Origin of the sequence: Streptococcus pseudopneumoniae (assembly GCF_001076775.1) — a bacterium.
Classification (GTDB): Bacteria; Bacillota; Bacilli; order Lactobacillales; family Streptococcaceae; genus Streptococcus; species Streptococcus pseudopneumoniae_G.
In genome coordinates this window covers 1-25,259 of record NZ_JVGV01000007.1, presented here as the reverse complement: position 1 = coordinate 25,259, position 25,259 = coordinate 1, and the positions used below count along the sequence as shown (strand labels likewise).

The 25,259-nt window shown below is 41.4% G+C and carries 28 protein-coding genes and 1 pseudogene; 2 read left to right on the top strand and 27 right to left on the bottom strand.

All coding sequences use genetic code 11. The annotated features are described in order from the left end of the window. Positions 1-92 precede the first annotated feature (92 nt). The 14 genes from ADJ60_RS01050 to ADJ60_RS00985 form a co-directional block, all read right to left on the bottom strand. Positions 93-1,397: an RsmF rRNA methyltransferase first C-terminal domain-containing protein gene (locus ADJ60_RS01050; RefSeq protein WP_049542862.1), complete on the bottom strand. Its 1,305-nt coding sequence runs from the start codon at positions 1,395-1,397 to the stop codon at positions 93-95. Then, positions 1,398-2,171: an inositol monophosphatase family protein gene (locus ADJ60_RS01045; protein ID WP_049542860.1), complete on the bottom strand. Its 774-nt coding sequence runs from the start codon at positions 2,169-2,171 to the stop codon at positions 1,398-1,400. Next, positions 2,161-2,439 carry a UPF0223 family protein gene (locus ADJ60_RS01040; RefSeq protein WP_049542858.1) on the bottom strand — a complete coding sequence of 93 codons (279 nt, stop codon included), beginning with the start codon at positions 2,437-2,439 and terminating at the stop codon, positions 2,161-2,163. Before ADJ60_RS01040 ends, ADJ60_RS01045 begins: the two co-directional genes overlap by 11 nt. Beyond that, positions 2,439-2,840 (bottom strand): Spx/MgsR family RNA polymerase-binding regulatory protein, encoded by a 402-nt coding sequence (locus tag ADJ60_RS01035; protein ID WP_000631255.1) that lies wholly within the window; start codon positions 2,838-2,840, stop codon positions 2,439-2,441. The genes ADJ60_RS01040 and ADJ60_RS01035 overlap by 1 nt, the downstream gene beginning before the upstream one ends. A 211-nt stretch (positions 2,841-3,051) precedes the next feature. Further along, a complete protein-coding gene (locus ADJ60_RS01030; RefSeq protein ID WP_049542855.1) occupies positions 3,052-3,669 on the bottom strand; it encodes a TIGR01906 family membrane protein in 618 nt (205 codons plus the stop codon). Next, a complete protein-coding gene (locus tag ADJ60_RS01025) occupies positions 3,659-4,432 on the bottom strand; it encodes a TIGR01457 family HAD-type hydrolase (RefSeq protein ID WP_049542852.1) in 774 nt (257 codons plus the stop codon). Before ADJ60_RS01025 ends, ADJ60_RS01030 begins: the two co-directional genes overlap by 11 nt. A 10-nt stretch (positions 4,433-4,442) precedes the next feature. After that, positions 4,443-5,180, bottom strand: a complete 738-nt coding sequence (locus ADJ60_RS01020; RefSeq protein ID WP_049543048.1) for an acyl-[acyl-carrier-protein] thioesterase — start codon at positions 5,178-5,180, stop codon at positions 4,443-4,445. Positions 5,181-5,184: 4 nt separating this feature from the next. Beyond that, on the bottom strand, positions 5,185-6,315 hold the full coding sequence (gene hemW / locus ADJ60_RS01015) for a radical SAM family heme chaperone HemW (RefSeq protein WP_049542850.1): 1,131 nt from the start codon (positions 6,313-6,315) through the stop codon (positions 5,185-5,187). Positions 6,316-6,398: 83 nt separating this feature from the next. Further along, on the bottom strand, positions 6,399-6,788 hold the full coding sequence (locus ADJ60_RS01010) for a YtxH domain-containing protein (RefSeq protein WP_049542846.1): 390 nt from the start codon (positions 6,786-6,788) through the stop codon (positions 6,399-6,401). Positions 6,789-6,803: 15 nt separating this feature from the next. After that, positions 6,804-7,187, bottom strand: a complete 384-nt coding sequence (locus ADJ60_RS01005) for a DUF948 domain-containing protein (RefSeq protein WP_000895044.1) — start codon at positions 7,185-7,187, stop codon at positions 6,804-6,806. Further along, positions 7,188-7,976 (bottom strand): prolipoprotein diacylglyceryl transferase, encoded by a 789-nt coding sequence (gene lgt, locus ADJ60_RS01000; RefSeq protein WP_049542844.1) that lies wholly within the window; start codon positions 7,974-7,976, stop codon positions 7,188-7,190. Next, the gene (gene hprK, locus ADJ60_RS00995) at positions 7,969-8,904 is read right to left on the bottom strand and encodes an HPr(Ser) kinase/phosphatase (RefSeq protein ID WP_049542842.1); all 936 of its coding nucleotides are present in this window, start codon (positions 8,902-8,904) and stop codon (positions 7,969-7,971) included. Before hprK ends, lgt begins: the two co-directional genes overlap by 8 nt. A gap of 234 nt (positions 8,905-9,138) precedes the next feature. Then, positions 9,139-9,315, bottom strand: coding sequence for a 30S ribosomal protein S21 (gene rpsU, locus ADJ60_RS00990; RefSeq protein WP_000048054.1), 177 nt, complete (start codon positions 9,313-9,315; stop codon positions 9,139-9,141). A 149-nt stretch (positions 9,316-9,464) separates the two neighbouring features. Further along, a complete protein-coding gene (locus tag ADJ60_RS00985) occupies positions 9,465-10,172 on the bottom strand; it encodes a glucosamine-6-phosphate deaminase (protein ID WP_049542839.1) in 708 nt (235 codons plus the stop codon). 149 nt (positions 10,173-10,321) lie between these two features. Between ADJ60_RS00985 and queA the strand changes: the two genes are divergently transcribed. Continuing rightward, positions 10,322-11,350 (top strand): tRNA preQ1(34) S-adenosylmethionine ribosyltransferase-isomerase QueA, encoded by a 1,029-nt coding sequence (gene queA / locus ADJ60_RS00980; RefSeq protein WP_049542837.1) that lies wholly within the window; start codon positions 10,322-10,324, stop codon positions 11,348-11,350. Positions 11,351-11,427: 77 nt separating this feature from the next. Here the strand turns inward: queA and ADJ60_RS00975 are convergent, their stop codons facing one another. The 5 genes from ADJ60_RS00975 to ADJ60_RS00955 are packed head-to-tail and all read right to left on the bottom strand — an operon-like array spanning position 11,428 to position 16,126. Further along, entirely contained in the window at positions 11,428-12,288 is an 861-nt protein-coding gene (locus ADJ60_RS00975; RefSeq protein ID WP_049542836.1) for a YihY/virulence factor BrkB family protein, read from the bottom strand. A gap of 27 nt (positions 12,289-12,315) precedes the next feature. Continuing rightward, the gene (locus tag ADJ60_RS00970; protein WP_049542831.1) at positions 12,316-14,370 is read right to left on the bottom strand and encodes a cation:proton antiporter; all 2,055 of its coding nucleotides are present in this window, start codon (positions 14,368-14,370) and stop codon (positions 12,316-12,318) included. Positions 14,371-14,381: 11 nt separating this feature from the next. Next, complete coding sequence (locus ADJ60_RS00965; protein WP_000361085.1) at positions 14,382-14,636, bottom strand: hypothetical protein; 255 nt, start codon at positions 14,634-14,636, stop codon at positions 14,382-14,384. Then, positions 14,629-15,186 carry a tRNA (mnm(5)s(2)U34)-methyltransferase gene (locus tag ADJ60_RS00960; RefSeq protein ID WP_049542829.1) on the bottom strand — a complete coding sequence of 186 codons (558 nt, stop codon included), beginning with the start codon at positions 15,184-15,186 and terminating at the stop codon, positions 14,629-14,631. The genes ADJ60_RS00965 and ADJ60_RS00960 overlap by 8 nt, the downstream gene beginning before the upstream one ends. After that, a complete protein-coding gene (locus tag ADJ60_RS00955; protein ID WP_049543046.1) occupies positions 15,170-16,126 on the bottom strand; it encodes a TIGR01212 family radical SAM protein in 957 nt (318 codons plus the stop codon). The genes ADJ60_RS00960 and ADJ60_RS00955 overlap by 17 nt, the downstream gene beginning before the upstream one ends. A gap of 91 nt (positions 16,127-16,217) precedes the next feature. Here ADJ60_RS00955 and ADJ60_RS00950 point away from each other — a divergent pair, with 91 nt between their 5' ends. Beyond that, positions 16,218-16,577 carry a DUF3397 family protein gene (locus tag ADJ60_RS00950; protein ID WP_012972478.1) on the top strand — a complete coding sequence of 120 codons (360 nt, stop codon included), beginning with the start codon at positions 16,218-16,220 and terminating at the stop codon, positions 16,575-16,577. Positions 16,578-16,656: 79 nt separating this feature from the next. On the opposite strand, the gene ADJ60_RS00945 is transcribed toward ADJ60_RS00950, so the two are convergent. From ADJ60_RS00945 to ADJ60_RS11695, 8 genes and pseudogenes are all read right to left on the bottom strand, one after another. Beyond that, positions 16,657-16,965, bottom strand: coding sequence for a hypothetical protein (locus tag ADJ60_RS00945; RefSeq protein WP_049542828.1), 309 nt, complete (start codon positions 16,963-16,965; stop codon positions 16,657-16,659). A gap of 513 nt (positions 16,966-17,478) precedes the next feature. Continuing rightward, a complete protein-coding gene (locus ADJ60_RS00940; RefSeq protein WP_049542826.1) occupies positions 17,479-18,264 on the bottom strand; it encodes an ABC transporter permease in 786 nt (261 codons plus the stop codon). Between the two features lies 1 nt (position 18,265). Beyond that, positions 18,266-19,084, bottom strand: coding sequence for an ABC transporter permease (locus ADJ60_RS00935; protein ID WP_049542823.1), 819 nt, complete (start codon positions 19,082-19,084; stop codon positions 18,266-18,268). A 1-nt stretch (position 19,085) separates the two neighbouring features. Beyond that, on the bottom strand, positions 19,086-20,078 hold the full coding sequence (locus tag ADJ60_RS00930; RefSeq protein ID WP_001240787.1) for an ABC transporter ATP-binding protein: 993 nt from the start codon (positions 20,076-20,078) through the stop codon (positions 19,086-19,088). A 278-nt stretch (positions 20,079-20,356) separates the two neighbouring features. Next, positions 20,357-21,238 (bottom strand): class II fructose-bisphosphate aldolase, encoded by an 882-nt coding sequence (locus tag ADJ60_RS00925; protein ID WP_023946263.1) that lies wholly within the window; start codon positions 21,236-21,238, stop codon positions 20,357-20,359. A gap of 140 nt (positions 21,239-21,378) precedes the next feature. Further along, the gene (gene vncS / locus ADJ60_RS00920) at positions 21,379-22,707 is read right to left on the bottom strand and encodes a sensor histidine kinase VncS (protein ID WP_049542817.1); all 1,329 of its coding nucleotides are present in this window, start codon (positions 22,705-22,707) and stop codon (positions 21,379-21,381) included. Continuing rightward, positions 22,704-23,360: a response regulator transcription factor VncR gene (gene vncR / locus ADJ60_RS00915; RefSeq protein WP_049542812.1), complete on the bottom strand. Its 657-nt coding sequence runs from the start codon at positions 23,358-23,360 to the stop codon at positions 22,704-22,706. Before vncR ends, vncS begins: the two co-directional genes overlap by 4 nt. A gap of 162 nt (positions 23,361-23,522) precedes the next feature. Further along, positions 23,523-25,259 (bottom strand): annotated as a pseudogene (locus ADJ60_RS11695) (hypothetical protein); the annotation flags it as partial.

The window sequence follows — 25,259 nt, the reverse complement described above, 5'->3', positions numbered from 1 at the left end:
GTCTCCACCAATTTTGACTTAAAATGAAAGACAATTTGAAAAAAAATCCATACTTCCACTATAACATAGACAAGCTACTTTGACTAGCATTTTCACTTGAATCTGAGACCTTTTGGAAAATAGTTTTTCAAAACATTTCCAGTCACCTTTCCAAAGCCCAAACCATTTCCTTGAACCAAAACTTGGTACCAACCATTTGGCAGACTTTCCGCCAACTGAACGGTTTCTCCAGCCACATACTTTACAAATTCCTCTTGATCAATTTCAACCGACTGCTTGACCTGACTCGGTTTCAAGGCTAGACCAAGAGCAAAACTAGGCTCAAAACGTTTCTTCTTAAAAGTACCCAAATGCAGTCCATTGCGAGCAATCTTGAGCTTCCCTAAATCTGGCAAGAATTCTGGCAAGAGATAAAGTTGGTCACCAAAAGTCTGCAAGATTCCCCTTAGATTGATTTTCAAGTGTTTTTGGGCAAATTCCTGCCACAAAGTAACTTGTTCTCGGCTGAGATTGCTCTTACTTGCCTTACATTTAGGAGCTGGATTGTCACCTTTAAATTGTAAATGAGCGACAAACTGCCCCTCTCCCTTAAAATGATGAGGATACATCCGAGCCGTTTCTGGCAGGTCAATACCAGCTACCATTCCATTGATATGCTCTACTGGTAACAAATCAAAATCATACTCTTCCAGTAGCCAATTGACTATTTCTTCATTTTCCTCGGGGGCCCAGGTACAGGTCGAATAAACCAGACGACCACCTTCAGCTAGCATGGTTACTGCATCTTCCAGAATTTCTCTTTGCAAACTAGCACATTGACTTGGATAATCTAAGCTCCAATAGTCCATAGCATCTGGTTGCTTACGGAACATCCCTTCACCAGAGCAAGGGGCATCAAGGACAATGAGGTCAAAATATCCTTTAAAAACCTTGGCCAAGCGGTCTGCAGATTCATTGGTCACCACGACATTTGTCGCTCCAAAGCGCTCCATGTTTTCTACTAAAATCTTAGCCCGTTTGCTTGAAATTTCATTGGAAACCAGGATACCCTCCCCTGCTAGATAGGCTGCCAGCTGAGTTGATTTTCCACCCGGTGCAGCGGCCAAATCCAAGACTTTCATACCAGGACTGGGCTGGGCTACCTGAGCCACCATCTGAGCAGCGGGTTCTTGCGAATAAACCAAACCTGTAGCATGTTCCGGAGATTTCCCAGACACCTTCCCGTAGTAGCCCCAAGGGGTTTGAGGAATGGGATCAGAAAAGGAAACTGGCGCTTCTTTTAAAGGATTGACCCGAAAAGCCGAAACCGCTTCCTCCTTAAAAGAGGCAAGAAAATCTCTTGCCTCATCTCCTAGTATCTCTTCATATTTTTCAACAAATCCTTCTGGAAATTGCATTTAAGTTCTTTTCCTTTCGTAAATATAGGACTGAATTTCCTCCTGCATCTCAAGAGGTAGCATCATGACCGGTTGTCTGGTTTGAAAATTAGGAGTTTCACCAGAAAGAGTCACAATCCGATAGCCCAGACTTTCCCCTAAAATACTAGCAGCAGCATAATCCCATGGTTGCAGATAAGTAACATAGGTCAACAAACGTCCTGACAAAATCTTGGCAAAACTAATGGCCGCACTCCCATAGACACGAACACCGAGGACCGCTCGACCCAAATCAGCCAGCCCCCATTCATTGGTTTCTATCATACCACTATTCCCTGCAATGAGAAAATCTCCAAGTGGTTTAGTTTTAAAAGGAGCTAGGGGCTTATCGTTTCGGCAAACCGGAAATTCCCCACCACCGTGGTAACAATCCCCTTTGACCACATCATAAATCAGACCAAACTGGCCTTGACCATTTTCAAAATAAGCCATCATGACAGCAAAATCTTCCTGCTGGGCGACAAAATTATTGGTCCCATCAATCGGATCAATGACCCAAACCTTTCCCTCTTGAACCGAGGCTCGCAGACAACCTTCTTCAGCGCAAATCTTATCCTCAGGATAACGGGACAAAATCTCACCAACCAAGAGTTCCTGAACTTCCTTGTCCAGTTTGGTCACCAAATCTGTTGGAGAGGACTTGGTTTCAACACGCAAGTCTTCCTGCATATGGTCAAGGATGTACTGGCCCGCTCTCTTAACAAGCTCTTTGGCAAATTCAAATTTACTTTCCAAGAGAAATCTTCCCTTCCACTTTTTCCTTGGCAGTCTGAACTGCTCGGTAAAGCGAATAGCCACTAACTGTTTCAAATTCTCGTCCCAAACGTTTCTCTTCGCTCTTGCTTGGCACGACCGTTTTGAATCTCTTATAGGAGTCCAGTAACTTTTTAGCCTCTACCTTGCCCTCATAGGCAGCTTCAACATCATTAAAAAAAGAAAGCACTGAAGCAAGTTCTTCAGTGCTCCACGACAAATCTAGTGGGTAACTATACTGTTTGTTCATTAACTAATACCAGCTCTCATTCTTGCTTCTTTTAGTTCTTGCTTACGGTAACTACGAGGGAGAAAAGCACGAATCTCATCTTCATTAAAACCGATCTGCATACGTTTGGCATCGATAATAATTGGACGACGTAAAAGACTTGGATACTGCTCAATCAAATGAAGCAATTCCGATACCGAAATACTCTCTACATCAATATTCAATTTTTGAAAAATTTTTGAACGAGTTGAAATGATGTCATCAGTACCATTTTCGGTCAAGGAAAGGATGTGTTGCAATTCTTTTCTTGTTAAAGGACTGGTCATAATATTGTGCTCCTCAAAGGGCACCTTATGTTTTTCTAACCAGGCCTTTGCCTTACGACATGAAGTACAGCTCGGTGATAGAAATAGTGTAATCATGCTTTTCTCTTCTTATCTATACTTTGCTAGTTCTATTATACAAAAAAATAAAGCGCTTGACTAGAGATTTTTAGAAAAAAAGCCTATTTTTTCAAGAAAAATAGACTGTTTGCGAACGACTGAGGCAATGTAGATTTAGTTAATTCACTCTTAACGATAGTTTCGAATCACATACTTAATTTATTTATGCAAACCAGAAACATCCTTAGTATTACTGCTTACGGCTTTTCAGGTATAGAAAACCAAAGAAGCTTTCATAAAGGGCGAAAAAGAGGAGGAAGGCATGGAGGAAAAAGGTCTCTGGCAAAATCAGAATCACTGGATCCTTGGCTGGATCAAAAAGCCAGGTATCATCTCCCACAAAGAGAATTTGATGGAAAAGAGTAAAGAATTGGTCAAAACCAATCAAAACTCCCCCAAGCCCAATCAGCAAAGGTAAGACCACTAGAGCCAGAAGCCCTTTACTAAATAGAGATAAAAAGCCCTTTTTCACAATTCCTTTTACAAAGACATAGAAACTTGGCAGTGTCACTAGGGCAACTAGCTGCACCAAGTGAAAGAGGTTCTTCACCACCGCAAAATGGTGCAGACCAGCTGCTGACGAACGAAATTCTGGCATCTCTAGAACCTGACTAAAAGGATTGGTCAGGTAATTCATCAAGATATGAAAGTTGTACTGAATGGTTTCTGGTTTTAAATAGACCCGATTCGTTAAATTCAGCCACTGAATTTCCAATGGATAAACAATCCAAGCCAGATAAATAGTCAGAAGGATTGAGAGGGACAGGAGAAAGAGCATAGAGGCCCAAAAGGTCAGTTTAGTTTTCATCAAAATCCCACTCCGCAAGGCTAGAAACCACATGAGTCGGTGCGATTGGCAGGTCTGCTACTTCTTCTGCCTTAGTAAAACCTGTCGTCACCAAGAGCGTTGGAATGCCATTGTCAATCCCTGCTCGGATATCTGTTAAGTAGTTGTCCCCGACCATAATCAACTCTTCCCGTTCCAAGCCTAAGTGCTCAACTGCCTTATCCATAATGATGGCATTTGGTTTTCCGATATAAACAGGCTTCACTCGTGTTGCTACTTCAAGCAGGGTAATCAGTGAACCAGCACCTGGCAAAAGACCGCGTTCTGTCGGGATGTTGAGATCAGGATTGGTTCCAATAAAGTGAGCTCCCTTTTGAATCGCAAGAGTTGCTGTGGCAAATTTTTCATAGTCGACTTGCCAGTCCAGTCCTACTACCACATAGGCTGGATTTTCCTTGTCTTCCACATAACCAGCCACCTTGATGGCTTCCTTAAGCCCTGCTTCTCCGATGACGTAGACCGTCTTTTCCAGTCCCAAGTCGTTCATATAGTCGATAGTTGCCAAGGTCGCTGTGTAGACAGTCGATAGGGGCGTATCGATATTAAAATTCTGAGCCAGCATCTCCTGAACACTCTCTGGAGTGCGGGTTGTATTGTTGGTTACAAAGAGATAGGGAATATCACGCTTTTGCAATTCATGGACAAAAGCCTCTCCTGCTGGGATTCGGTCTTTCCCCTTATAAATCGTTCCGTCTAAATCAATTAAATAGCCTTTATATTTCATCTATTTCTCCCTAATCCTTTTTTATTTCTTGCCAAGTGATGATAGCTTGGGCATTAGTAGCCCCGTCACTTATAATTTCATGCTTACTTTCCAGTCCAGACCGTTCAACAGCCGATGTAATCACCCCACCTGGTCGAACTTCCTTGACATACTTGAGATTGATTTTCTTGGGAATATATTGGGTCAAAAAATCAGCTCCCATGACCTCAAAAATCCAGTCCAAGTATTTACTGTTATTAACATGACCATTCATATCCAAGTCGTAAAAACGGACATGGTAATCCTTGCTGATTGGCTCGTTCAAGGACTCATACTTTGGTCCGCGGATAAGTTTTTTATCAAAATCAGACTGGTAAGGAGCCACAATCTCAGGTTCGACAGCATGGACTTTTCGACTATCTCGGTCCATCAGAACAAAAGTCGCTATCATGTGGATGAGTTCCCGTCCCTCTTCATCATAAATAGTAAAGCGACGGTAGCAAAAGAGCCGATTGTAGCTCAAAGCTTCCGTTTCGATAGTGATTTCTTCTGCAAAACGAGGCAAACGAACCACCTCAATATCATAATCTGTGATAATCCAGACCAGATTATGCTCTTCCAAAATAGTCTTATCACTAACACCCAACTCAATCGACTGCATCCCTGAAACTTGCAGGGACAGTAAAATCACATCTGGAAGTTTAATATGACCATTCATATCAGCCATATCAAAAGGAATTTTCATTTTCATTTGATAAGTTAAGCCCATCATCCTACTCCAAAATAAATCGTTCTGCTACGGTGTCTCCTAAAAAGAGACCTCTTTTTGTCATGCGCACGCGATCACCGTCTATTTGCATGAGACCTTGTTGAACCAAATCTCTGACAATTTCTCCATAAAGTCCATCAAAAGACCTTCCAAATTTTTCCTCAAATCGCGCTATAGAGACCCCTGATTTCTTGCGAAGCCCCAAGAACATTTCTTCTTCCATTTGCTCCTTTTGGCTCAGGTGCTCTTCTGTAACACGAGCATTGCCTTCCTCAACTGCATTAAGATAATGACGAATGGGACCATGATTTTTATAGCGCACTCCATCTACATAACCAGATGCCCCAGCACCGATGCCATAGTATTCAGCATTGTCCCAGTACATGAGATTGTGACGACTTTCAAAACCAGGCTTTGAGAAATTGGAAATCTCATAATGCTCAAAACCAGCTCGTTCAAGCTCTGCAATGATGTACTCAAACATCTCCGCTTCCAGTTCCTCCTTAGGCAGAGGCAATTTCCCTCGTCGCATACGGTTCATAAAGACCGTATGATTTTCCAAAATCAAGCTATACAAACTCATATGGGGAATATCAAGTCCAATGGCCTTAGCCACATTTTCCTTGACCTGCTCCATGGTCTGACCAGGCAGTGCATAAATCAAATCGATGGAGATATTGTCAAAACCAGCCAGTTTCAGACGGTCGATATTTTCATAAATATCCTTCTCCAAATGACTGCGCCCAATCTTTTTCAGCATTTTGTCGTCAAAGGTTTGCACACCTAGTGAAACACGATTGACAGCCGAGTTTTTCAAAACAGCTATCTTATCTGCATCCAAGTCGCCTGGATTGGCTTCAATGGTCAACTCTTCTAAGACAGACAAGTCCAAGTTTTTAGTCAAGCCCTTCAATAACACCTCCAGTTGAGAAGCTGACAAAGCTGTCGGTGTGCCACCACCGATATAGAGGGTTCGCAACTTTTGAATATCATAAGATTGAAACTCTTCTAACAGATGTTCCAAATAACTATCTACCGGCTGATTCTTGATAAAAACTTTTGAAAAGTCACAATAATAACAAATCTGGGTACAAAACGGGATGTGCACATAGGCTGACGTTGGTTTTTTCTGCATAGTACTTATTATACCACAAAGACAGGCTACGAGAAAAAAATCACCATCCCCAGAAACATAGTCCGTCCAGAGATGGTGATGGTTTATTCTTCTGTTATGTCAATAACAATCTCTTCTGATTCATCAAGAGTTTCGGCTTTTTCTTGCCATTGTTCCTTGAGATTATTGAATTGCTTTTTTGATGCTTCTGTCGCTTGACGAGCACATGATTTGGCTTGAGCAAGTACACTGTCCACAGTGATTTCACCTGACTCAACCTGTTCTTTGGTTTTAAGAACAAAATCTGTAGCCTGCTCCTTGACTTCTGTCAGTTTTCCACAGACCTGCTCCTTGGCATACTCAGGATCTTCTCTCAAATCATCTAGAAAATCTTGAGCCTGACTGCAAACTTGTTTGCCCTTGTCGCTTGTTAAAAACAAGGCGAGAGCTGCACCTGAAACGGTTCCTAAAAGGATTGAGGATAGTTTACCCATAAGAATTCTCCTTTTTTATTTTTTGAAAAATTTACTTGCTACACGAAGAGCTGACAAACTTGCACCAGTCTTAAGTGTTTTTGAACCAGCTGAAGAAGCTTTCTTGCTCAAGACACGCGCATGGTCATTGAGGTCTGAAACAGATAGAGATAAATCTGCCACTGCACTAAAGAGTGGATCAATCGTTGCCACCTTGACATTGATATCATCTGCCAAGACATTGACCTTAGCCAGCAATTCATTGGTATGATGCAAGGTCACATCCACATCTGAAGTCAAGGTTTTAATCGTCTTCTCTGTTTCATCGATAACACGTCCAAGCTTTTGTACAGTAATGATTAAATACACTAAAAATACAATCAAAGCAAGGGCTACAAGAATATATGCAACTTCTAACATTTAATTTTCCTCCTCTGTAATATAGTAAGGGGCCTTCTTTCGATTTTGATATAGAATGATAAAAATACCCAGTCCGATAAGAACAACTGAAAGCCATTGAGACACTCGAAGGCCAAAGAACATGAGACTATCTGTCCGCATGCCTTCAATGACCATACGACCGAAACCATACCAAATCAAGTAAAAGGCAGTGATATGACCTCGTCTGAGACTCTTCCATTTTCGTCTGAATATCAAAATTAAAGTAAATCCAAGTAGATTCCATAGAGACTCATAAAGGAAGGTCGGTTGACGGTAGCTCCCCTCAATATACATCTGGTCACGGATAAAGCCAGGTAGATAATCCAGATTATCCACTGCTGCACCATAAGCTTCTTGGTTAAAGAAATTGCCCCAGCGACCCAAACTTTGGGCTATCATGACGCTAGGCGCCGCAATATCTAGAAAATCCCAAGTGTTAATGAGTTTACGATCAGCAAAGATGTAGAGCACAAGGGCACCAGTTATCAAACCACCGTAAATGGCCAAACCACCATTCCAAATGGCAAAAATTTCTCCCAAGTTCTGACTATAGTAATCAAAACGGAAAATAACATAATAGAGACGTGCTCCTAAAATAGCCAAAGGAAAAGCTATCAGGATGAAATCTAAAATATCGTCTGGTATGATCTTCTTTCTAGGTGCTTCTTTCATGGTCAAATAAACCGCAAGAATCAAGCCTGTCACAATACACAAGGCATACCAACGAATGGCTAGAGGGCCTAGATGAATAGCAATTGGATCAAGCATTAGGCACCTCGTTTTGAGCAATAAGATTGGTCAAGCGTTCTTCGAACAAACGAGTCGCATCAAAGCCCATTTCCTTGGCACGATAATTCATGGCAGCAGCCTCAATCACAACAGAGATATTCCGACCTGTTTTAACTGGGATGCGGATACGCGGAATAGATACGCCAGCAATTTCTAATTCTTCAGCATTGTTTCCAAGACGATCAAATGTCTTGTGCGTATCGTAATTTTCCAAGTAAACAGCCAACTGGACTTGTGAAGAATCCTTGACAGCACTGGCACCGTAGAGACTCATAACATCGATAATCCCGACCCCACGAATTTCAATCAAGTGTTTCAAGATTTCAGCTGGTTCACCCCAAAGAGTAATCTCATCCTTAGCAAAGATATCGACACGGTCATCTGCAACCAAGCGGTGACCACGTTTGACAAGCTCTAGACCTGTCTCACTCTTACCGATTCCACTATCTCCTTGAATCAAGACACCCATCCCATAGATATCCATCAAGACCCCGTGCACACTGGTACGTTCCGCCAAACGAGAATCCAGATAACTAGATAACTCTCCAGACAAACGACTAGTAGCTGTACGGCTGGTTAAAATGGCAATCTTACAATCTCTAGCTGCCTTTAACATTTCCTCTGGAACCACCAAACCACGGGCAACAATGACCGCAGGTGTCTCAGGTAAAAACATTTTTTTCAAGACTTGGTAACGATTATGAGAGGACATTGAAACAAGATAGGACCATTCCTTCATCCCCAAGAGCTGGATCCGCTCTGGCGTATAGTAGTCAAAATAGCCCGTCATTTCAAGACCAGGTCGCGTAATGTCCGCGGTATTGATTTCCTTTTCAAGTAATTCTGGTTCGCCATAGACAATGTCTAGTCTAAGCTTTTCAATCACTTCTTTTACTAAAACCGACATCATTTCCTCCTTCAAATGAGTTCTTCTCTCTATTATATCAAATTGTAGGAGTATATTAGAGATTTTTGCAGGCTTTGGAGTATTTATTTATACTCAATGAAAATCAAAGAGCAAACTAGGAAACTAGCCGCAGGCTGTACTTGAGTACGGCAAGGCGACGTTGACGTGGTTTGAATTTGATTTTCGAAGAGTATTAAAAGAAAAAGACTAGATTTCTCCAGCCTTTCATTTCAATTAGAATTTTTTACGTTTACGAGCTGCTTCTGATTTACGTTTACGTTTTACAGAAGGTTTTTCATAGAATTCACGTTTGCGTGTTTCTTGAAGAGTACCAGCTTTAGTAACCGCACGTTTGAAACGACGAAGTGCGTCGTCAAGAGATTCATTCTTACGTACTACTGTTTTAGACATTTTTTCACTCCCTTCAAGTTCAAGATCTATTCTATTTTACACGTAAAAGGAATAATTGTCAAGAAAAAATCCGGTTTAATTTTGATTTTTTCTTCCATTTATACAAGTCTTGAAAGCATTAAATAGAAAAACTGAAGGGTGCTGATTTTTTATTTTTCTAACAAGCTGAGCGCTTCAGCATCTGCGATAATCGTCACATCAGGGTGATTTTGTAGGCTACTTGCAGGTAGATTCTCAGTCACTGGACCAGACACGGTTCCAGCAATGGCTTCTGCTTTCGACTCACCGTAAGCAAAGAGAAGGATTGACTTGGCATCCAAGATATTTTTAATCCCCATTGAAATGGCTTGGGTTGGAACGTCTTCAATCTTGTCAAAGAAACGTGCGTTTGCTTCGATAGTAGACTGGTCCAGTTCGACTAGATGCGTTTGACTGTCAAAAGGAGTACCAGGTTCATTAAATCCAATATGTCCATTGCGACCGATTCCCAAGATTTGGAGGTCAACTGGATGGTCAGCCAAAATTTGGTTGTAGCGTTCAACTTCAGCTTCAGCATTGTCCTTAACCCCACGAGGCAAGAAACTTTCTTTAAATGTTTTTTGGTTAAACAAGTTTTCTTGCATGAAGTAACGATAAGACTGTGGGTTGTCCCCGTCAAGCCCTACATACTCATCAAGGTTGACACTGGTTAGATTTGAAAAATCAAGGTCGCTCTCAACAATTTCCTTGTAAAATTCAAGTGGGCTACTTCCTGTCGCAAGTCCTAGAGTTTGAGCTCCATTAGCCAATTTTTCTTTCAAAATCTCAAAAGCAACTTTTCCACCTTCGACTTGGTTTTCAACTTTAATAACTTTCATCTTTTCATCCTCCGTTTTAATCTATATTCATTATATGGTATAGACCAATTTTTGTCAAGTGAAAACGATTTATTTTCTAAAAAAGAGCGACTATACTTGAAACATGTTATAATGGATAGGATTAGAACTTAGAAAGAATGAACAGATATATGAATACAGCTGATTTTGATTTCCACTTACCCGAGGAATTGATTGCCCAAACGCCCCTTGAAAAACGAGATGCTTCCAAACTCCTCATTGTCAACCGTGATACTGGAGAAATGCAGGATAAACACTTCCACTCTATTATTGATATGCTGGAACCTGGTGACGCCCTTGTTATGAACGACACCCGAGTTCTCCCTGCCCGCCTCTATGGTCAAAAGGAAGAAACTGGAGGTCATGTGGAACTTCTCCTGCTTAAAAATACTAATGGAGATGAGTGGGAAGTTCTGGCTAAACCTGCCAAACGTCTCAAGGTCGGTACTCGTGTCAGCTTTGGTGATGGCCGTCTCAGCGCTGTCGTTACGGAAGAATTGACCCACGGGGGCCGTATTGTCCGCTTTGAATACCAAGGAATTTTCCTGGAGGTCTTGGAAAGTCTGGGTGAAATGCCACTACCGCCTTATATCCATGAAAAACTAGATGACCGTGAACGCTATCAAACCGTTTACGCCAAGGAAAGTGGTTCTGCTGCTGCACCAACTGCTGGACTACACTTCACTAAAGAATTGCTGGCAGAAATCCAAGCCAAGGGTGTTCATCTGGTCTATTTGACTCTCCATGTCGGACTCGGAACCTTTAGACCTGTTTCTGTGGACAATCTGGATGAACACGAAATGCACTCAGAATTCTACCAGCTTTCTGAGGAAGCAGCTGCAACCCTTCACTCTGTTAAAGAAAACGGTGGTCGCGTCATCGCTGTTGGAACCACTTCTATCCGCACCCTGGAGACTATTGGTTCCAAGTTTGATGGACAGATCCAAGCAGATTCTGGCTGGACCAATATCTTTATCAAACCTGGATACGAATGGAAGGTTGTAGACGCCTTCTCGACCAACTTCCACCTGCCAAAATCAACTCTGGTCATGTTGGTTTCTGCCTTTGCAGGCCGTGAATTGGTCTTAGACGCTTATCACCATGCCATTCAAGAACACTACCGCTTCTTTAGTTTTGGCGATGCCATGTTTATCTATTAATTTATATAATCAAAAAACGCATATTATCAGGCAATAAAACCTTGATAGTATGCGTTTTGTTATAGATAAAAAATAAATTAGTCTGTTCTCAAGCTCGTATCTTTCAAACTCTGAACACTGGCATTGATCACCGCACCGACAATCAAAATCTTAGCGATGAGAATAAACCAGAACATCATGACCACCACGACGACGGAACTGAAAAAACGGACGTCCACTAGGTGATTGACATAATTGTTGACATAGACTGAAAAGATATTAAGTAGTAAGACCAGAGTCAGCATGACAAAGGAACTACCTGGCAATACATGTCGAATCCTTCGCACCTTAACATTGGGCAGGAAATAATAAAGCATGACCAAGATTGCAAAAATCAAAGCATAGACCAAGGGACCTGTTAGGTCTTGCAGATAATCAAAGAGAGGACTATCCGATTTCCAGTAACTTTTGATAAGGTTGAGGAGCATGCGACCAAAGACACTGAGAAATAGAGCTAAGGCAAAGAGAATCTGCAAGCCAAAACTGACAAACAAACTCATGAGCTGATGGGAAATCATTCCACGATTTTTTGCTACTCCGTAAGCTTTATTAAAGGCTTTCTGTAGGAAATTCATGGATTTTGAAAAGGTCCAGAGAGCTGACAAAACCGCAAAACTCAATAAGCCTGTTGAAGGTTGGGTTAGCACTTCTGTGATAATCTTTGCCACCACATCATACATGCTTTCCGGCAAGAATTCATTGACAACCTTTAAAAAATTAGAAACTGGAATCCGAAAATAAGGGAGGATATTAACCACCACCAAAAGAAGTGGAAAAATCGAAATCAACCAATAGTAGGCTACAGCAACACTGGTCAACTCACTATCTGATGCTTGATAATAATGCAAAAAAGCTTTTACTAAAGGCTTGTCTATCTGCTCTTTCCACCACTTTTTCATGTCACACTCCTTCACTTATAATCTTGATTAATTTCTTCTTACCAATTCCATCATATCATAAGGCAGGGTATTGGCAGCTTCCTTCAAGGAATAGTTCTCTAGGTTATTTACATTTTGTCGTAACTTCTTGGCATACTTGGTCGTAATCAATCGATTTTCTTCATATTCGAAAATCAACTTGCGCTCCAGATAATAGCCTCTCAGCATTTCATCGATATTGTTGGGTTTGACACGATTGATAACCCGTTCGACAAAGGCACCACTTGTGATAATAGCTGTTTCTCGGAGACGAGAATCCTGCATGAAGCTGATTAAAGAACTCTTATAAACCCCTTTAAGGTTCTCCAAACTTTCGATAATCATCTCTGTATTTTCTAGATAGAGCTCTGCAATTTGGTCATAGTCAAGGGCTCTGAGTTTCTGTGATTCTTCATTTTTCCAACTGCGGAAGGTCTTACCAAAGGTAAAGACTTCGTGAAGGAGAAAACGTAAAATTCGCAAGGAAACAAGGAAATAATAGGTCAATCGTGAAGCAAACTTGCGATTGATACTTTGTTCCATGTTTTTCAAATAACGTTGGTAGACTCGATAGGCACGCTCACTCATCTTGTCCTCTTCGTAAGCCTGTTCTAAACCATCACTTTCAATACTGAGGATGAGAAGTTTCAAGGCCTCCCAGTCTTCTTGAGCCCCCTTATTTTCTTGACTCAGGATGAGATTTTCAATACGTCCATGATAATTGTCAATGGCTGCATAGAGAGGGAGCTTATTTCTGGTATCTTCCAACTCTTTTTCCAACTCTATCGTTACTTCATTCAAAATTCCAATATGCATGAGATAATCCTTGCTTTCTTCCTGTTCATCCGAAAGATGGGGCAAGACCAAGAGACCTGTTAAAAAGCTTACAAGTGTCACACCTGCGACGAGGAAAAGCAAGAGAGGATACTCCTGCTCTAGATTACTTGGTATCAGAAGAATCGTAGCAATCGACACCGTTCCCTTAACGCCTGAGAAAGTCAAGAGAAGCATGTCCTTCATATACTTATTCAGTTTTTTCTTGAGGCGTCGTGTCCTGTAGGCATAATAGCCATAGATCATGACAAAACGAATGGCAAAGAGGAGAAAGGTCAGGGCTATAAGAGATAGCAATAAAAGTAGGGGATTATAGATTGGATTGGTCAAGATAGGCTCTGCTATCATTTCCAGCTCCATCCCTAAAATCACAAAGACAGAACCGTTGAGCATAAAGTTCACTGTGTGCCAGACCGTCTCGGTCACCGTATCCACTTGGGCTTCGAGGAGCGTGATTTTCTTGAAGCGACTTGCCTTTAAAATCCCAGCAACTACAACGGCAATAATCCCTGAAACGTGGACTTCTTCTGCCAGGAAGAAGGTTACCAAGGGCAAACTCAATTCCAGAAGGAGCTCACTAGCAATATCCGTTGCTCTCACACTTAGCAAGAAGCTATGAAGGAAACGGTTGATCATGGCTGTTAAAAAGCCAATCAAAAAACCGCCTAGAATTGAAAAGATGAGCGAACTACTAGCTTGCCCAAGGGAAAAGGCCCCAGTTGTCCAAGCTGTCAAAGCTACCTGAAAGGCCACTAAACCAGATGCGTCATTCAAGAGTCCTTCACCCTTAAGGATATTGGAGACGCGCTTAGGAAAGCTAAAGCGCTCAGAAAGAGAGGCAAAGGCCACCAAATCCGTTGGTCCAAGGGCCGCCCCAACAGCCAAGCAAGCTGCCAAAGGAATACTAAACCAAAGAAGATGTGCCAAGCCTCCCAAACTCAAGGTCGAGATGAAAATCACTGGAAATATGAGATAAACAATGATTCGCCAGTGTTTTAAAATAGCCGTAATATCCGCTTCTTCCGACTCTCTGAAAAGCAAGGGCCCGATAACCAGTGCCAAAAACAACTCCGTATTGAGGTGAAAGTCAGCATTGGGTAAAAAGAGACCAATCACGATTCCCAAAAGAATTTGCACCAAAGGGAGGGGCAAAAAGGGCAGGAGCTTATTGGTTGTACTCGAGACAATCAAAACCAGTAAAAATAGGATGAGGTAAATCAGTAATTCCACGTACTTCCTCCTTAATCTTTTTTACAACAGGATTCAAATATCTCCTTCTGCTCTTTGATTTTTTGGTCAATCTTGGAACAGTCTTTGTGCTCAATTTTTCTCTGGCACCGTTCCATTTCAAGAGCAACTAATTTTTTCTTGATTTTAAGCATTTTTTTGCTCATGTGTGCTTGGTCTAACACACCCACCGCTCGTTCGTGGTGGGTTGATTCAACAAAATTCTGGCGCATGGCATCCAGCTTTTCACGTAGGTATTGTTTATCCATGTCTATATCTCTCTAATTTTTCAATCATTACTAAAAATGGTGGGTTGTTTACTTGGTTTAAAGTTCGGTAAATGGCAGCTGTGTACTCTTGTTGGTTCAACTGACTGACAAAATCCAAGACAGCATTCCTCTCGAGGTCGCCTCCTTCATGACCATAGTAGATCATGATAGCAATCCGTCCCCCTTTGACAAGCAAATGACACAGCTTTTCTAATGCTTCAATCGTTGTCTGAGGTTGGGTAATGACAGACTTATCAGCAGACGGCAAATAGCCCAGATTGAATATCCCTGCCTTGGCTTCTGTCACAAACTGGTCCAGTGTCTCATGACCTTGCAAGATTAACTGGGCATTTGTTATTCCAGCTTGGTTCAAACGCTCTTGCGTCTTTTCCAAGGCTTGTTCCTGAATATCAAAGGCATAGACTTGCTTGGCTAGCTTGGCTAAAAAAAGCGTGTCATGGCCATTTCCCATAGTCGCATCCACTACGATATCCTCTTTTGTAACTACTTCAGCCAAAAAATCATGTGCCATCTCAAGTGGTCTTTTCATTTTCAAACTCCTGTTTTACAGCCTTGCATCCTTGAACGCTTCCACGACGTCGCATTTCAGTTTCAATAGCATTTAGCACTTCCCATTTATTGATGCTCCACATAGGACCAATCAGCATATCTCTAGGTGCATCTCCTGTGATTCGATGGATGACAATATGTTTGGGAATGATTTCCAGTTGATCACAGATGACCTTTACATATTCGTCCTGGCTCATCAACTGCAAGCGTCCTTCATGATAATCTCTTTGCATACGAGTATTTGTCATAAGATGGAGCAAATGCAGTTTAATCCCTTGAATATCGTTATCCGTGACACAGCGACGGACATTTTCAATCATCATCTCATGGGTTTCACCAGGCAAGCCATTAATAAGATGGGAAACAATCTCAATCTTGGGATACTTTCTCAAACGCTTGACCGTTTCCACGTACAACTCATAGGAATGGGCACGGTTAATCAGAACAGAGGTTGTTTCATAAGTGGTCTGCAAGCCCAATTCAACCGTCACATGCATGCGTTCCGACAACTCAGCCAAATACTCGATAGTTTCGTCTGGTAAACAGTCTGGTCGCGTTCCGATATTGATTCCGACCACACCTGGCTCATTGATAGCCTGCTCATAGCGCTCTCGGATGACTTCCACCTTTTCATGGGTGTTGGTAAAATTTTGAAAATAAACCAGATACTTCTGCACATCCGGCCACTTACGGTGCATAAAGTCAATTTCCTTATAAAATTGCTCACGGATAGGCGCATCTGGTGCTACAATAGCATCTCCAGAACCTGAAACCGTACAAAAAGTACAGCCTCCATGAGCCACAGTTCCATCACGATTGGGACAGTCAAATCCCGCATCAATCGGGACTTTAAAGGTCTTTTCTCCAAATAGTTTTCGATAATAATCATTCAAGGTATTATAAGATTTCATAACTTTCATTATAACAGAAAACATCTACAATCTCAAAAGCCTGACTTTCCTATAAATTCCTCTGTTTCTCGTTTCCTTTAGCGATTTTTTATGATACAATATGGATATGATTTTAATGAAATTAGCATCTATTTTATTATTGATACTGACCTTAGTAGTCTGCATTATCATAACCAAACTTTTTAGATTAAAAAAACTAGGACGAAACTTTGCGGATTTGGCTTTTCCAGTCTTGGTATTTGAGTATTACCTGATCACAGCTAAAACCTTTACCCATAATTTTCTCCCTAGACTGGGACTAGCCCTCTCACTCCTAGCCATTATTCTCGTCTTTTTCTTCCTTTTGAAAAAACGCAGCTTTTACTATCCTAAATTCATCAAATTCTTCTGGCGTGCAGGATTCTTATTAACCCTTGTCATGTATATCGAGATGATTGTTGAATTGATGGCTCAGAAATAAAAAACTAAATCGAAAACACCTCAATCAAACTAAAATACAATGATTGAAGTGTTTTTCTTTATATCTTTTTTAATGATTCTTATTTTCCTTCTTTATCAGGAAAGAGATAACCAATACCTACACAAGCTAGTACACCCGCTCCAATCACCAAACCACTTGAAATCGGCAATAGATCCAAAATTGCATTCGCAATGATGAAGGCAATAATCAAACACATCAGACTAGCCTTGTAGTCCTTTTTCAAAAGATTCTCTAGTGTGAAAAAGAGGAACAATCCTACCGGAATCAGTGACCAGAGGTTGACATCTAAACTTGGCCAGCCAACAGAACCAAAATACAATACTGTCGCTGCTACTACTAAAAATACAATCCCTAATAATTTTTTCATTTTTTATCTCCGATTTCTTTTTTAGGAACTTGAGTTATCTGATAGTGACGCCTCACGTCCCTTACAAAAATCATTATAGCAGAGGTTAATTTCAAGAACAAGCTCTTTTGTCTATCTGGTCTCTATCTCGGTCTAAATGGTTCAATAATTAAGAAAAAAAGAAACCCAGTAGAATGAGTTTCTTCTCTTCGACGATTGCAGGGATTGAACCTGTGACCTAGGCTTTACGAGTGCCTTGCTCTAGCAACTAATACTCAATGAAAATCAAAGATCAAACTAGGAAGCTAGCCGCAGATTGCTAAAAGCACTGCTTTTAGGTTGTAGATAGAACTGACGAAGTCAGTAACATATATACGGCAAGGCGAAGCTGACGTGGTTTGAAGAGATTTTCGAAGAGTATAAGCTAAATCGGCGATTACACTTACAATATAGCACTCTGAGAATAGGTGTCAAGAAATTTTCATCTCTATTAAAAAAAGCCTGTCCTGAGACAAGACTTTGATATTCTATTATTTACGAACCCGCACTTTCGTAGGCATCTAAGCCCCTATCCCAAAGTTTAAGGGAAATGACAAAGAAAACAAGGGAAATCAACATCAAACCTCCGATATTAAAGATTACATCCTTGTCCTGCAAGAAATAGCTAGCAGGATAGTAGGCCGTAAAGGCAAATGGCACGATAAAGCTAATCAACCAACGAAGAAATGAATTATAAATGGAAATCGGGTACTTGGCAAAATCATTAAACATATAAAAAATGTAAATCATGGCGCCTGACTGCTTGGTCCAAAAAGCGATACTGGCAGTCGCTATTTTCAAGGAAGTATAGATCAAGGTCGCAAAAGGAATACAAACTAGGAAAAGCAGGAATTTTGGAAGAGTCCAAGCGATGCTGGTCACTGTTGTTCCTAGTAGAATACCACCGACTAAGAGTTCGCCAAAAGCATCAATCTGAAAGGTTTCAACTAGGATGTGAAAGAGAGGATTGATAGGACGAGTCAGATACTTGTCAAACTCTCCTTTTCGTACCAAGCGCTGACCCAGTGCCCAGAGATTGTCAAAAAATAGATGGTCCAATCCCTTAGGAATCAAGGAAAAACCATATATAAAGGCAATTTCTTGAAAAGTCCAACCTTCTAGGGATGGGATGTGTTGAAAGATGACATTGAGAAACAAGAGATTCAGGCCTTGAGTCAGAAAGACTCCCAGGACTCCAACCACAAAATCGACCTTGTACTCCATAATTTGCTTGATGTATTGTCTGATAAAAATCAGATGCATACGCTGATATTTTTTCATACTAACCTCCTTGAATGGTGATAAATGACTGGACTCGTTTCCAAATTAACTGAGACAAGCCCACCATCACTAAGAGCCAGAAAAACTGCAAAAGGAGTGCCTGAAGCATCTGACTGGCATCGTATTTCCCAACGATAATCATAACTGGGGTATAAATCAAGGATGAAAAAGGCAGGAAGGAGAGAATATCTGAAACCACCTTTGGAAAGAAAGCCAAGGGAATCAAACTTCCAGACATAAAAGCCACTATGGAAGTCTTAAGTAGATTGGAACCCCATAGATTTTTAAACACAAAGGCAGAAAATCCAAAGCAGATATTAAAGAAAAAGTTAATCAGATAAGCTAGCGTTAGACTAAAGAGATAAAGGACCGTTAAACCCAACACTTCAACAACGCCTTGCCCAGATAAGATTTTCATCAAGACAATGACACTTAAAAATGGAAGGCCAACGCTGATAAAAATCAACCACTTGGAACCAAGCTCGGTAAAGAGGTAAGAAGCCGCAAAATGCACCGGTCTCAACAAGCGCATGATGATAGAACCATCCTTGACCTCCTCCCCAATCATAAAGGACGAATCTGACCTAGTCAGAAGATTGGTCACAAAACTCATAATGATGTAGAGGGTGATATCTGCCATACTAAAGCCCTGAATCAAAGACTCCTGGGAGGAATCAAAGACTGCCTTCCAGAGATAAAAAGCCACAAAAGCACCCATGACATCGCCTATCCGATAGAGAATAAAGTTGACTCGATAGGTGATCAGCTCCTGAACACCTGCATTGATAAAGGGTTTATAACGTCTCCACAATTTGACCATCTTAGAGCTCCTTTCGATAGAAGCGACGGATAATATCCTCGATATCCGTATCCACCATCTTCAAATCGCGGATTTCAAAATCAGACAGGGTTTGCTTGATAATATCAGCTGACTGGTAGCGAGAACTATCGAATTCAATGTTGAGACTATTTCCTTGTCTATCAATTGTCATATCTGAAAAGCCTTCATAGTGAGAAAGGAGATGACTTTGACCTGGTAGCAGTTCAAAGGAGAGCGTCTTCATCTTGCCAAAGGTTTCCTTGAGTTGGCTCACCGTTCCATCAAAAATCTCTTGCCCCTTATCGATCATAAAAATCCGATCACAAAGTTGCTCAATGTCGCTCAGGTCGTGAGTGGTCAGGAGAATGGTCGTCTCTTCCTCCTGATTGATCTGAGTAATAGCCCGACGAATGTTATCCTTGACCGAAACGTCCAAACCAATGGTCGGCTCATCTAAAAAGAGAACCTTGGGATTGTGAAGCAAGGAAGCTGCAATGTCCGCCCGCATCCGTTGTCCTAGTGAAAGAGTCCGCACGGGATCCTTGATAAAGTCCTTCAAATCCAAGACTTCATTCAAAAAGTCCATGCGCTTATGAAAGAGCGAGTCTGGTACATCATAAATCTCCTTCAAGACCGTATAGGTCTCTTGCAGGGCCAAATCCCACCATAGCTGGGTACGTTGTCCAAAAACAACCCCAATATCCTTGACATAATCTTGGCGATTATCCTGCGGAATCTTGCCATTAATCCGACAAAAACCAGATGTTGGTTTCAAAATTCCTGTCAGCATTTTAATGGTTGTCGACTTCCCAGCACCATTGGCCCCGATAAAGCCTAAAATTTGTCCTTTTGGGACCTCAAAGGTCAAATCCTTGACCGCTTCAAAGGTCTGCTTTTCAGGATGAATAAAGGAGCGTAATGCCCCCTTCAAGCCCGGTTCCTTAACAGTCTTCACAAAATTTTTCTGAAGATGTTCCACTTCTATCATTGCCATATCTATCTCCCTATGTAAGGAATAGCAACATTGTCTTTTGACTACAAATATTCTAAATCCTTACTTTCTACACCTTCTCAATATTATTACAGAAGGCTTTATACCAACCTATTATAGCCCAATAAAAACTAGAATGCAAGCGTTTGCCTAAAGTTTATGGAATTGAAAATTTTTCTCATAAAATGATAGTTTTAATCCAATATTCTGGCTTAATAGTTCCCTTAAAACATCAAAAAACCCACCCAATGGGTAGGTTTCATCTGTATTGTTCAGCTAGATTATGCTTTACCTTCTGAACCGAATACGTCGATACGTTCTTCAACTGATGCTTGGATAGCTTTTACACCGTCAGCCAAGAATTTACGTGGATCGAAGAGTTTTTTCTTGTCGTATTCTGCTTCGTTTGCTTCGTAATCACGAGCAAATTTACGAGTTGCGTTAGCGAATGCGATTTGGCATTCTGTGTTAACGTTAACTTTCGCAACACCAAGTTTGATAGCCGCTTGGATTTGCTCATCAGGAATACCTGAACCACCGTGCAATACGATTGGGAATCCTGGAACAGCTTCAGTCAATTTTTGCAAGTGATCAAGGTGAAGACCTTTCCAGTTTGCTGGGTAAGGACCGTGGATGTTACCGATACCAGCTGCCAAGAAGTCGATACCAGTTTCAACCATTGCTTTAGCGTCTTCGATTGGAGCCAATTCACCATCACCGATGATTCCGTCTTCTTCACCACCGATAGTACCAACTTCAGCTTCTACTGATACACCATTTGCATGAGCAAATTCTACAACTTTACGAGCTTTTTCAAGGTTTTCTTCAACTGGAAGGTGTGAACCATCAAACATAACTGAAGTATAACCAACTCGGATACACTCAAGTGCATCTTCGTAGTGACCGTGGTCAAGGTGGATAGCTACTGGTACAGTGATACCCATTGATTCAACAAGGTTAGCGATCAAGTTGCGAGCAACTTTGTAACCACCCATGTATTTAGCAGCACCCATTGAAGTTTGGATCAAAACTGGAGCTTTTTTAGCTTCTGCTGCGCGCAAGATAGCTTGAGTCCACTCAAGGTTGTTTGTGTTAAATCCACCAACTGCATAACCGTTGTCACGAGCTGCTTGGACAAATTTTTCTGCTGAAACGATTGCCATTTTATCAGGCCTCCTGTATATTTTTATGGGTCATCCCATTTACATTGTTCATTTTATCACTTTTTGACAAAAAAATCTAGTTTTTCCCGCAGTTTCGATTGAATTTCTTCTAGTTTCATCTATGTAAACCCTTTCTATCTCTAGTCTTGGGCGACTTTTGGAAAAGCTATGTAGAAGGTTAAAAGATTCTCCGCCATCTCGAAACGATAGGGTAATTTTTCATGTTCCAATAGACTCTTGACCACAAAGAGCCCCATCCCAGACCCCTTGGCCTTGCGGCTAGCATTGTCAGAAAAAGATTGGGTTAGTTTTTCTTGTTCTTCTGGACTGCAGCTATTTTCGATAAAGAATTCCCCTTCTCTCTCTCCAATGCCAACCAAGCCACCTGGAGTGGAGTGCTTGATGGCATTGCTGATGAGATTAGATAGGATCAATTTCATCACAGATGGATTTAGATAAGCCTGCTGATGGGACAAGCTATTATCAATCTGAAGCTCTCTTTCCTTGGCTAGCAAGGCATAATCCTTGACTAGACTTTGCGTCATCTGGTGTAGGTCAATTTTTCCCCTATCATCTCGTAATTCCTGTACAGACGAGAGAGAAAGTATCTGGAGAACGTGGTGATTGAGCTCATCCACAATTCCTAAGGCTACTCCCAGATAGCGATCTCTATCCTTATAACGACCGACATTTTCTTTCATGTTTTCGATCAGGATTTTCAAACTAGCCAAGGGTGTTTTCAGTTCATGAGAAGCCCCTCGCAAAAATTCGACCTTCATCTTTTCCAGCTGGAGAATAGCTTCATTCTTGTCATGCAAGTCCGCAATAACAGTCAAAAGATGCTGGTAGAGGCTATTAATTTGTTCCTTGAGATCACCAATCTCATCCTTAGAATCCACGCGCAAACGTACTTGAGCATCCAGATCCATCATCCGACGGGTCACTCGCTTGATTTCCAATATCGGAGCAACAATGGTCCTAGCGTAGATATAGGCTACCAAGAGGGAAATCAGAAAGGATGCCAGCAAGGTATAGGGAAGAAACTGGAGACTGATTTGCTCTGCTTCCTTTTGCAAATCCATGGAAACTAGAAACTGGAGAGTCATGGTACCACCGTCTTGCGTTTTCACCTCGCGCTCCTCGATAAAGAGGGAGGTGGTCTGACGATCCGTATCCAGAGGAAGGCTGTCTTTGACTTCTAACTTGTCCTCGGTCATCTCGCCCTTAACGGCCCCCTTGATCTCACTGGTCTGAGAATATAAGTCTAACACTTGCTCTATGCTCTGCCTGTCTTTCCCTTCTAGGGACTGGGCAATGGCTGTCGCTTTCTGACCAATGGTTTCCTGACGGTGGCTCAGATAAGTCGAAGGAAAAAGAAAATAAATTGCTAAATGAAGGCAGATAACCAGAACACTAAATATCGAGAAGGTATAGATAAATATCTTTGTAAATAAACCTGTTCGTTTCATTTTCGCTCCAATTTATAACCAACATTGCGCACAGTGAGGATGCAGTCCAAGTCTAACTTTTTCCGCAATTCCTTGATATAGACATCAATGACACGGTCAAAGGGAACCTCATCTGTCGCTTTCCAGACCGCATCGATTATCTGAGATCGGGTCAAAGCCCTTCCTTCATTTTTTACCAGATAGTCCAGAATTTCCAACTCTTTAGCATTGATGGCTACTTCCTCACCTGCTAGGCTGGCACTGTAGCTCTCAAAATCCACCTTGGCATCCTTATAAGAGAAGATTCGTCCTGTATCGTAGTATCGCTTGAAAATCGCATCCACCCTCACTTTTAAGAGGGAGAGGGAGAAAGGTTTTTCCAGATAGCCATCTGCCAGAGAGGCAAAGGCACTCATCTTGTATTCTTCATCCTGAAAGGCGGTCAGCATCAAGACAGGAACCTGGCTGGTTTTGCGAATCTCAGCTAGGACTTCTAAGCCATTGAGCTTTGGCATCTGGATATCCAGTAAAACCAAGGCTACTTCATAGCTGGAAAATTGCTCTAAGGCTTCTTGACCGTCCGCCGCCTCAATAGTTTCATAGCCACAATCCGTCAAATAATCGCTGATCCCCTCTCGGATCATCTCTTCATCTTCTACAATTAAAATTTTCATACTTTAACTGCTCTCTATTTTTTATTTTTTCTTAGAATAAATACCTACTCTATTTATTATAGCCTCTTACTGGCCTTTTGTCTGTAATCAACTGACCACTAGATAAAACAAAGAGAGCCTATCGCTCTCTCTGCTTGCATTTCACTCTCTATAGAATGAAAATTATTTAGCTGCTTTTGAAAATGTTACAACGTAATTATAATCTTTCCCATTAGATTGATAGACATAGTCCTCTTTGAAAGTATAGCCGCGTTTGCTCAGCTCTTCTTTCTTAGCTTCAACTTGTTTCTTAACTGCTACTTTCACCTCTTCATTTGATAAACCTTCTGCAATTTCAAGAGAAGTTCCATTGATATCTCCTAGGAAACCTGCAATATCTTTCATTTGATCAAAGTTATAAAAAACATTGACTTTGACCTTTTGAGGAGCTGGCTGTTCTAGACTTCTACGATTTCTGCTAGCGCGCGGTTGAACTGCTGGAGCCATTCTGAAACCTGAAGTTCCTGTAGCCTCCTTAGTGAATGTAACGACGTAGTTATAATTTTTCACAGTAGTATCTTGTTCAAAAATAATGTCATTTTTCACATGATACCCTCTAGCAGCTAGGTCTTTTATCTTGGCTTGAATTTTTTCTTTTACTAGCACTTTTGCCTGTGCTTCACTCGTCCCAGCAGGAATTGTCACAGTGTTATCTTCTCCCGGATCAGATAGGAAGCCATGAATATCTGGCATTCCAGCAAAGTTATAGCTAATATTTACAGTTCCATCTGGTTCTGATGTTGAACGTGCCACTCTTCTTGCTCTTGCTTGAACTGATGGGGCATTTCTAAAACTTGAAGTCCTTTCTGAAGTTGAAGAAGGTTGTGCTGGAGTTGTTGCTGTAGCTTCACCTGATCCATGACCTATTGCTGTACTTCCATCATTAATAGTAGTACCCTCATTACGACCATTTGTTAAATTATCTTTATTATAATTTGGTGCTGGTAATTCTTCACTTGGAACATTAATCTCATCAATCTTAGTTTGATATTCATCCGTAGCATCTACTGCTGCATCGTGATCTTTAGCATTATTTATCGCTTCTAATCCTGCTTCTTTTAAATCTTTTAATTGAGCTTCTAACTTAGCTTTTTCTGCTTCATCTTTAACTTTTTCAATTTCACTAAGTTTTGAAGCCGCAATTTTTTCAATAACATCTTTTCCATCTTTTTTTGCTTCCTCAAGTTTTTCATCTTTAGGTGCTACTTCTTCAGACGGAGTTTCTTCTTTAGGTGCCGGAGCCGAATTTGGTGTTTCATCCTTTGAATCTACTGGATTTGATGTATCTCCAGTTTGATTAGTTGGTAGTTTATCCTCTTTGGGTATTGTTGCTTCTGGTTTTGAAGCTGGAGTTTCAGGTTGTTCTGTAGTCCCTGTGTTTGAAGTAGTACCATCTGTTACCGGACTTGATGTTGCTACATTACCTGAATCATTTGTAGCTTCCGCAGATGGAGTATTAGAAGGTTCTGACTTTGTTTCAGATTTACCTGATTCTCCAGCTGGCTGTGCAGTGGAATTGGTATCGCCTGATGTGACCGATGCTTCTTCGCTTGGGGTTACCGGTGCCGGTGTCGCTGGTTCTTCCGCTTTCGGAGCAGGTGTCGTTGGTTCCTCTGATTTTGGTGCGGGTGCTACTGGCTCCTCTGATTTTGGCGCTGGAGACACTGGTGCCTCTGATTTTGGCGCTGGAGATACTGATTCCTCCACCTTTGGCGCTGGTGTCGCTGGTTCTTCCACTTTCGGCGCTGGTGTCGTTGGTTCCTCTGCTTTCGGTGCTGGTGTCGTTGGTTCCTCTGATTTTGGTGCTGGTGTCGCTGGTTCTTCTGCTTTTGGCGCTGTTGCAGTTGGCTCGTCTACTTT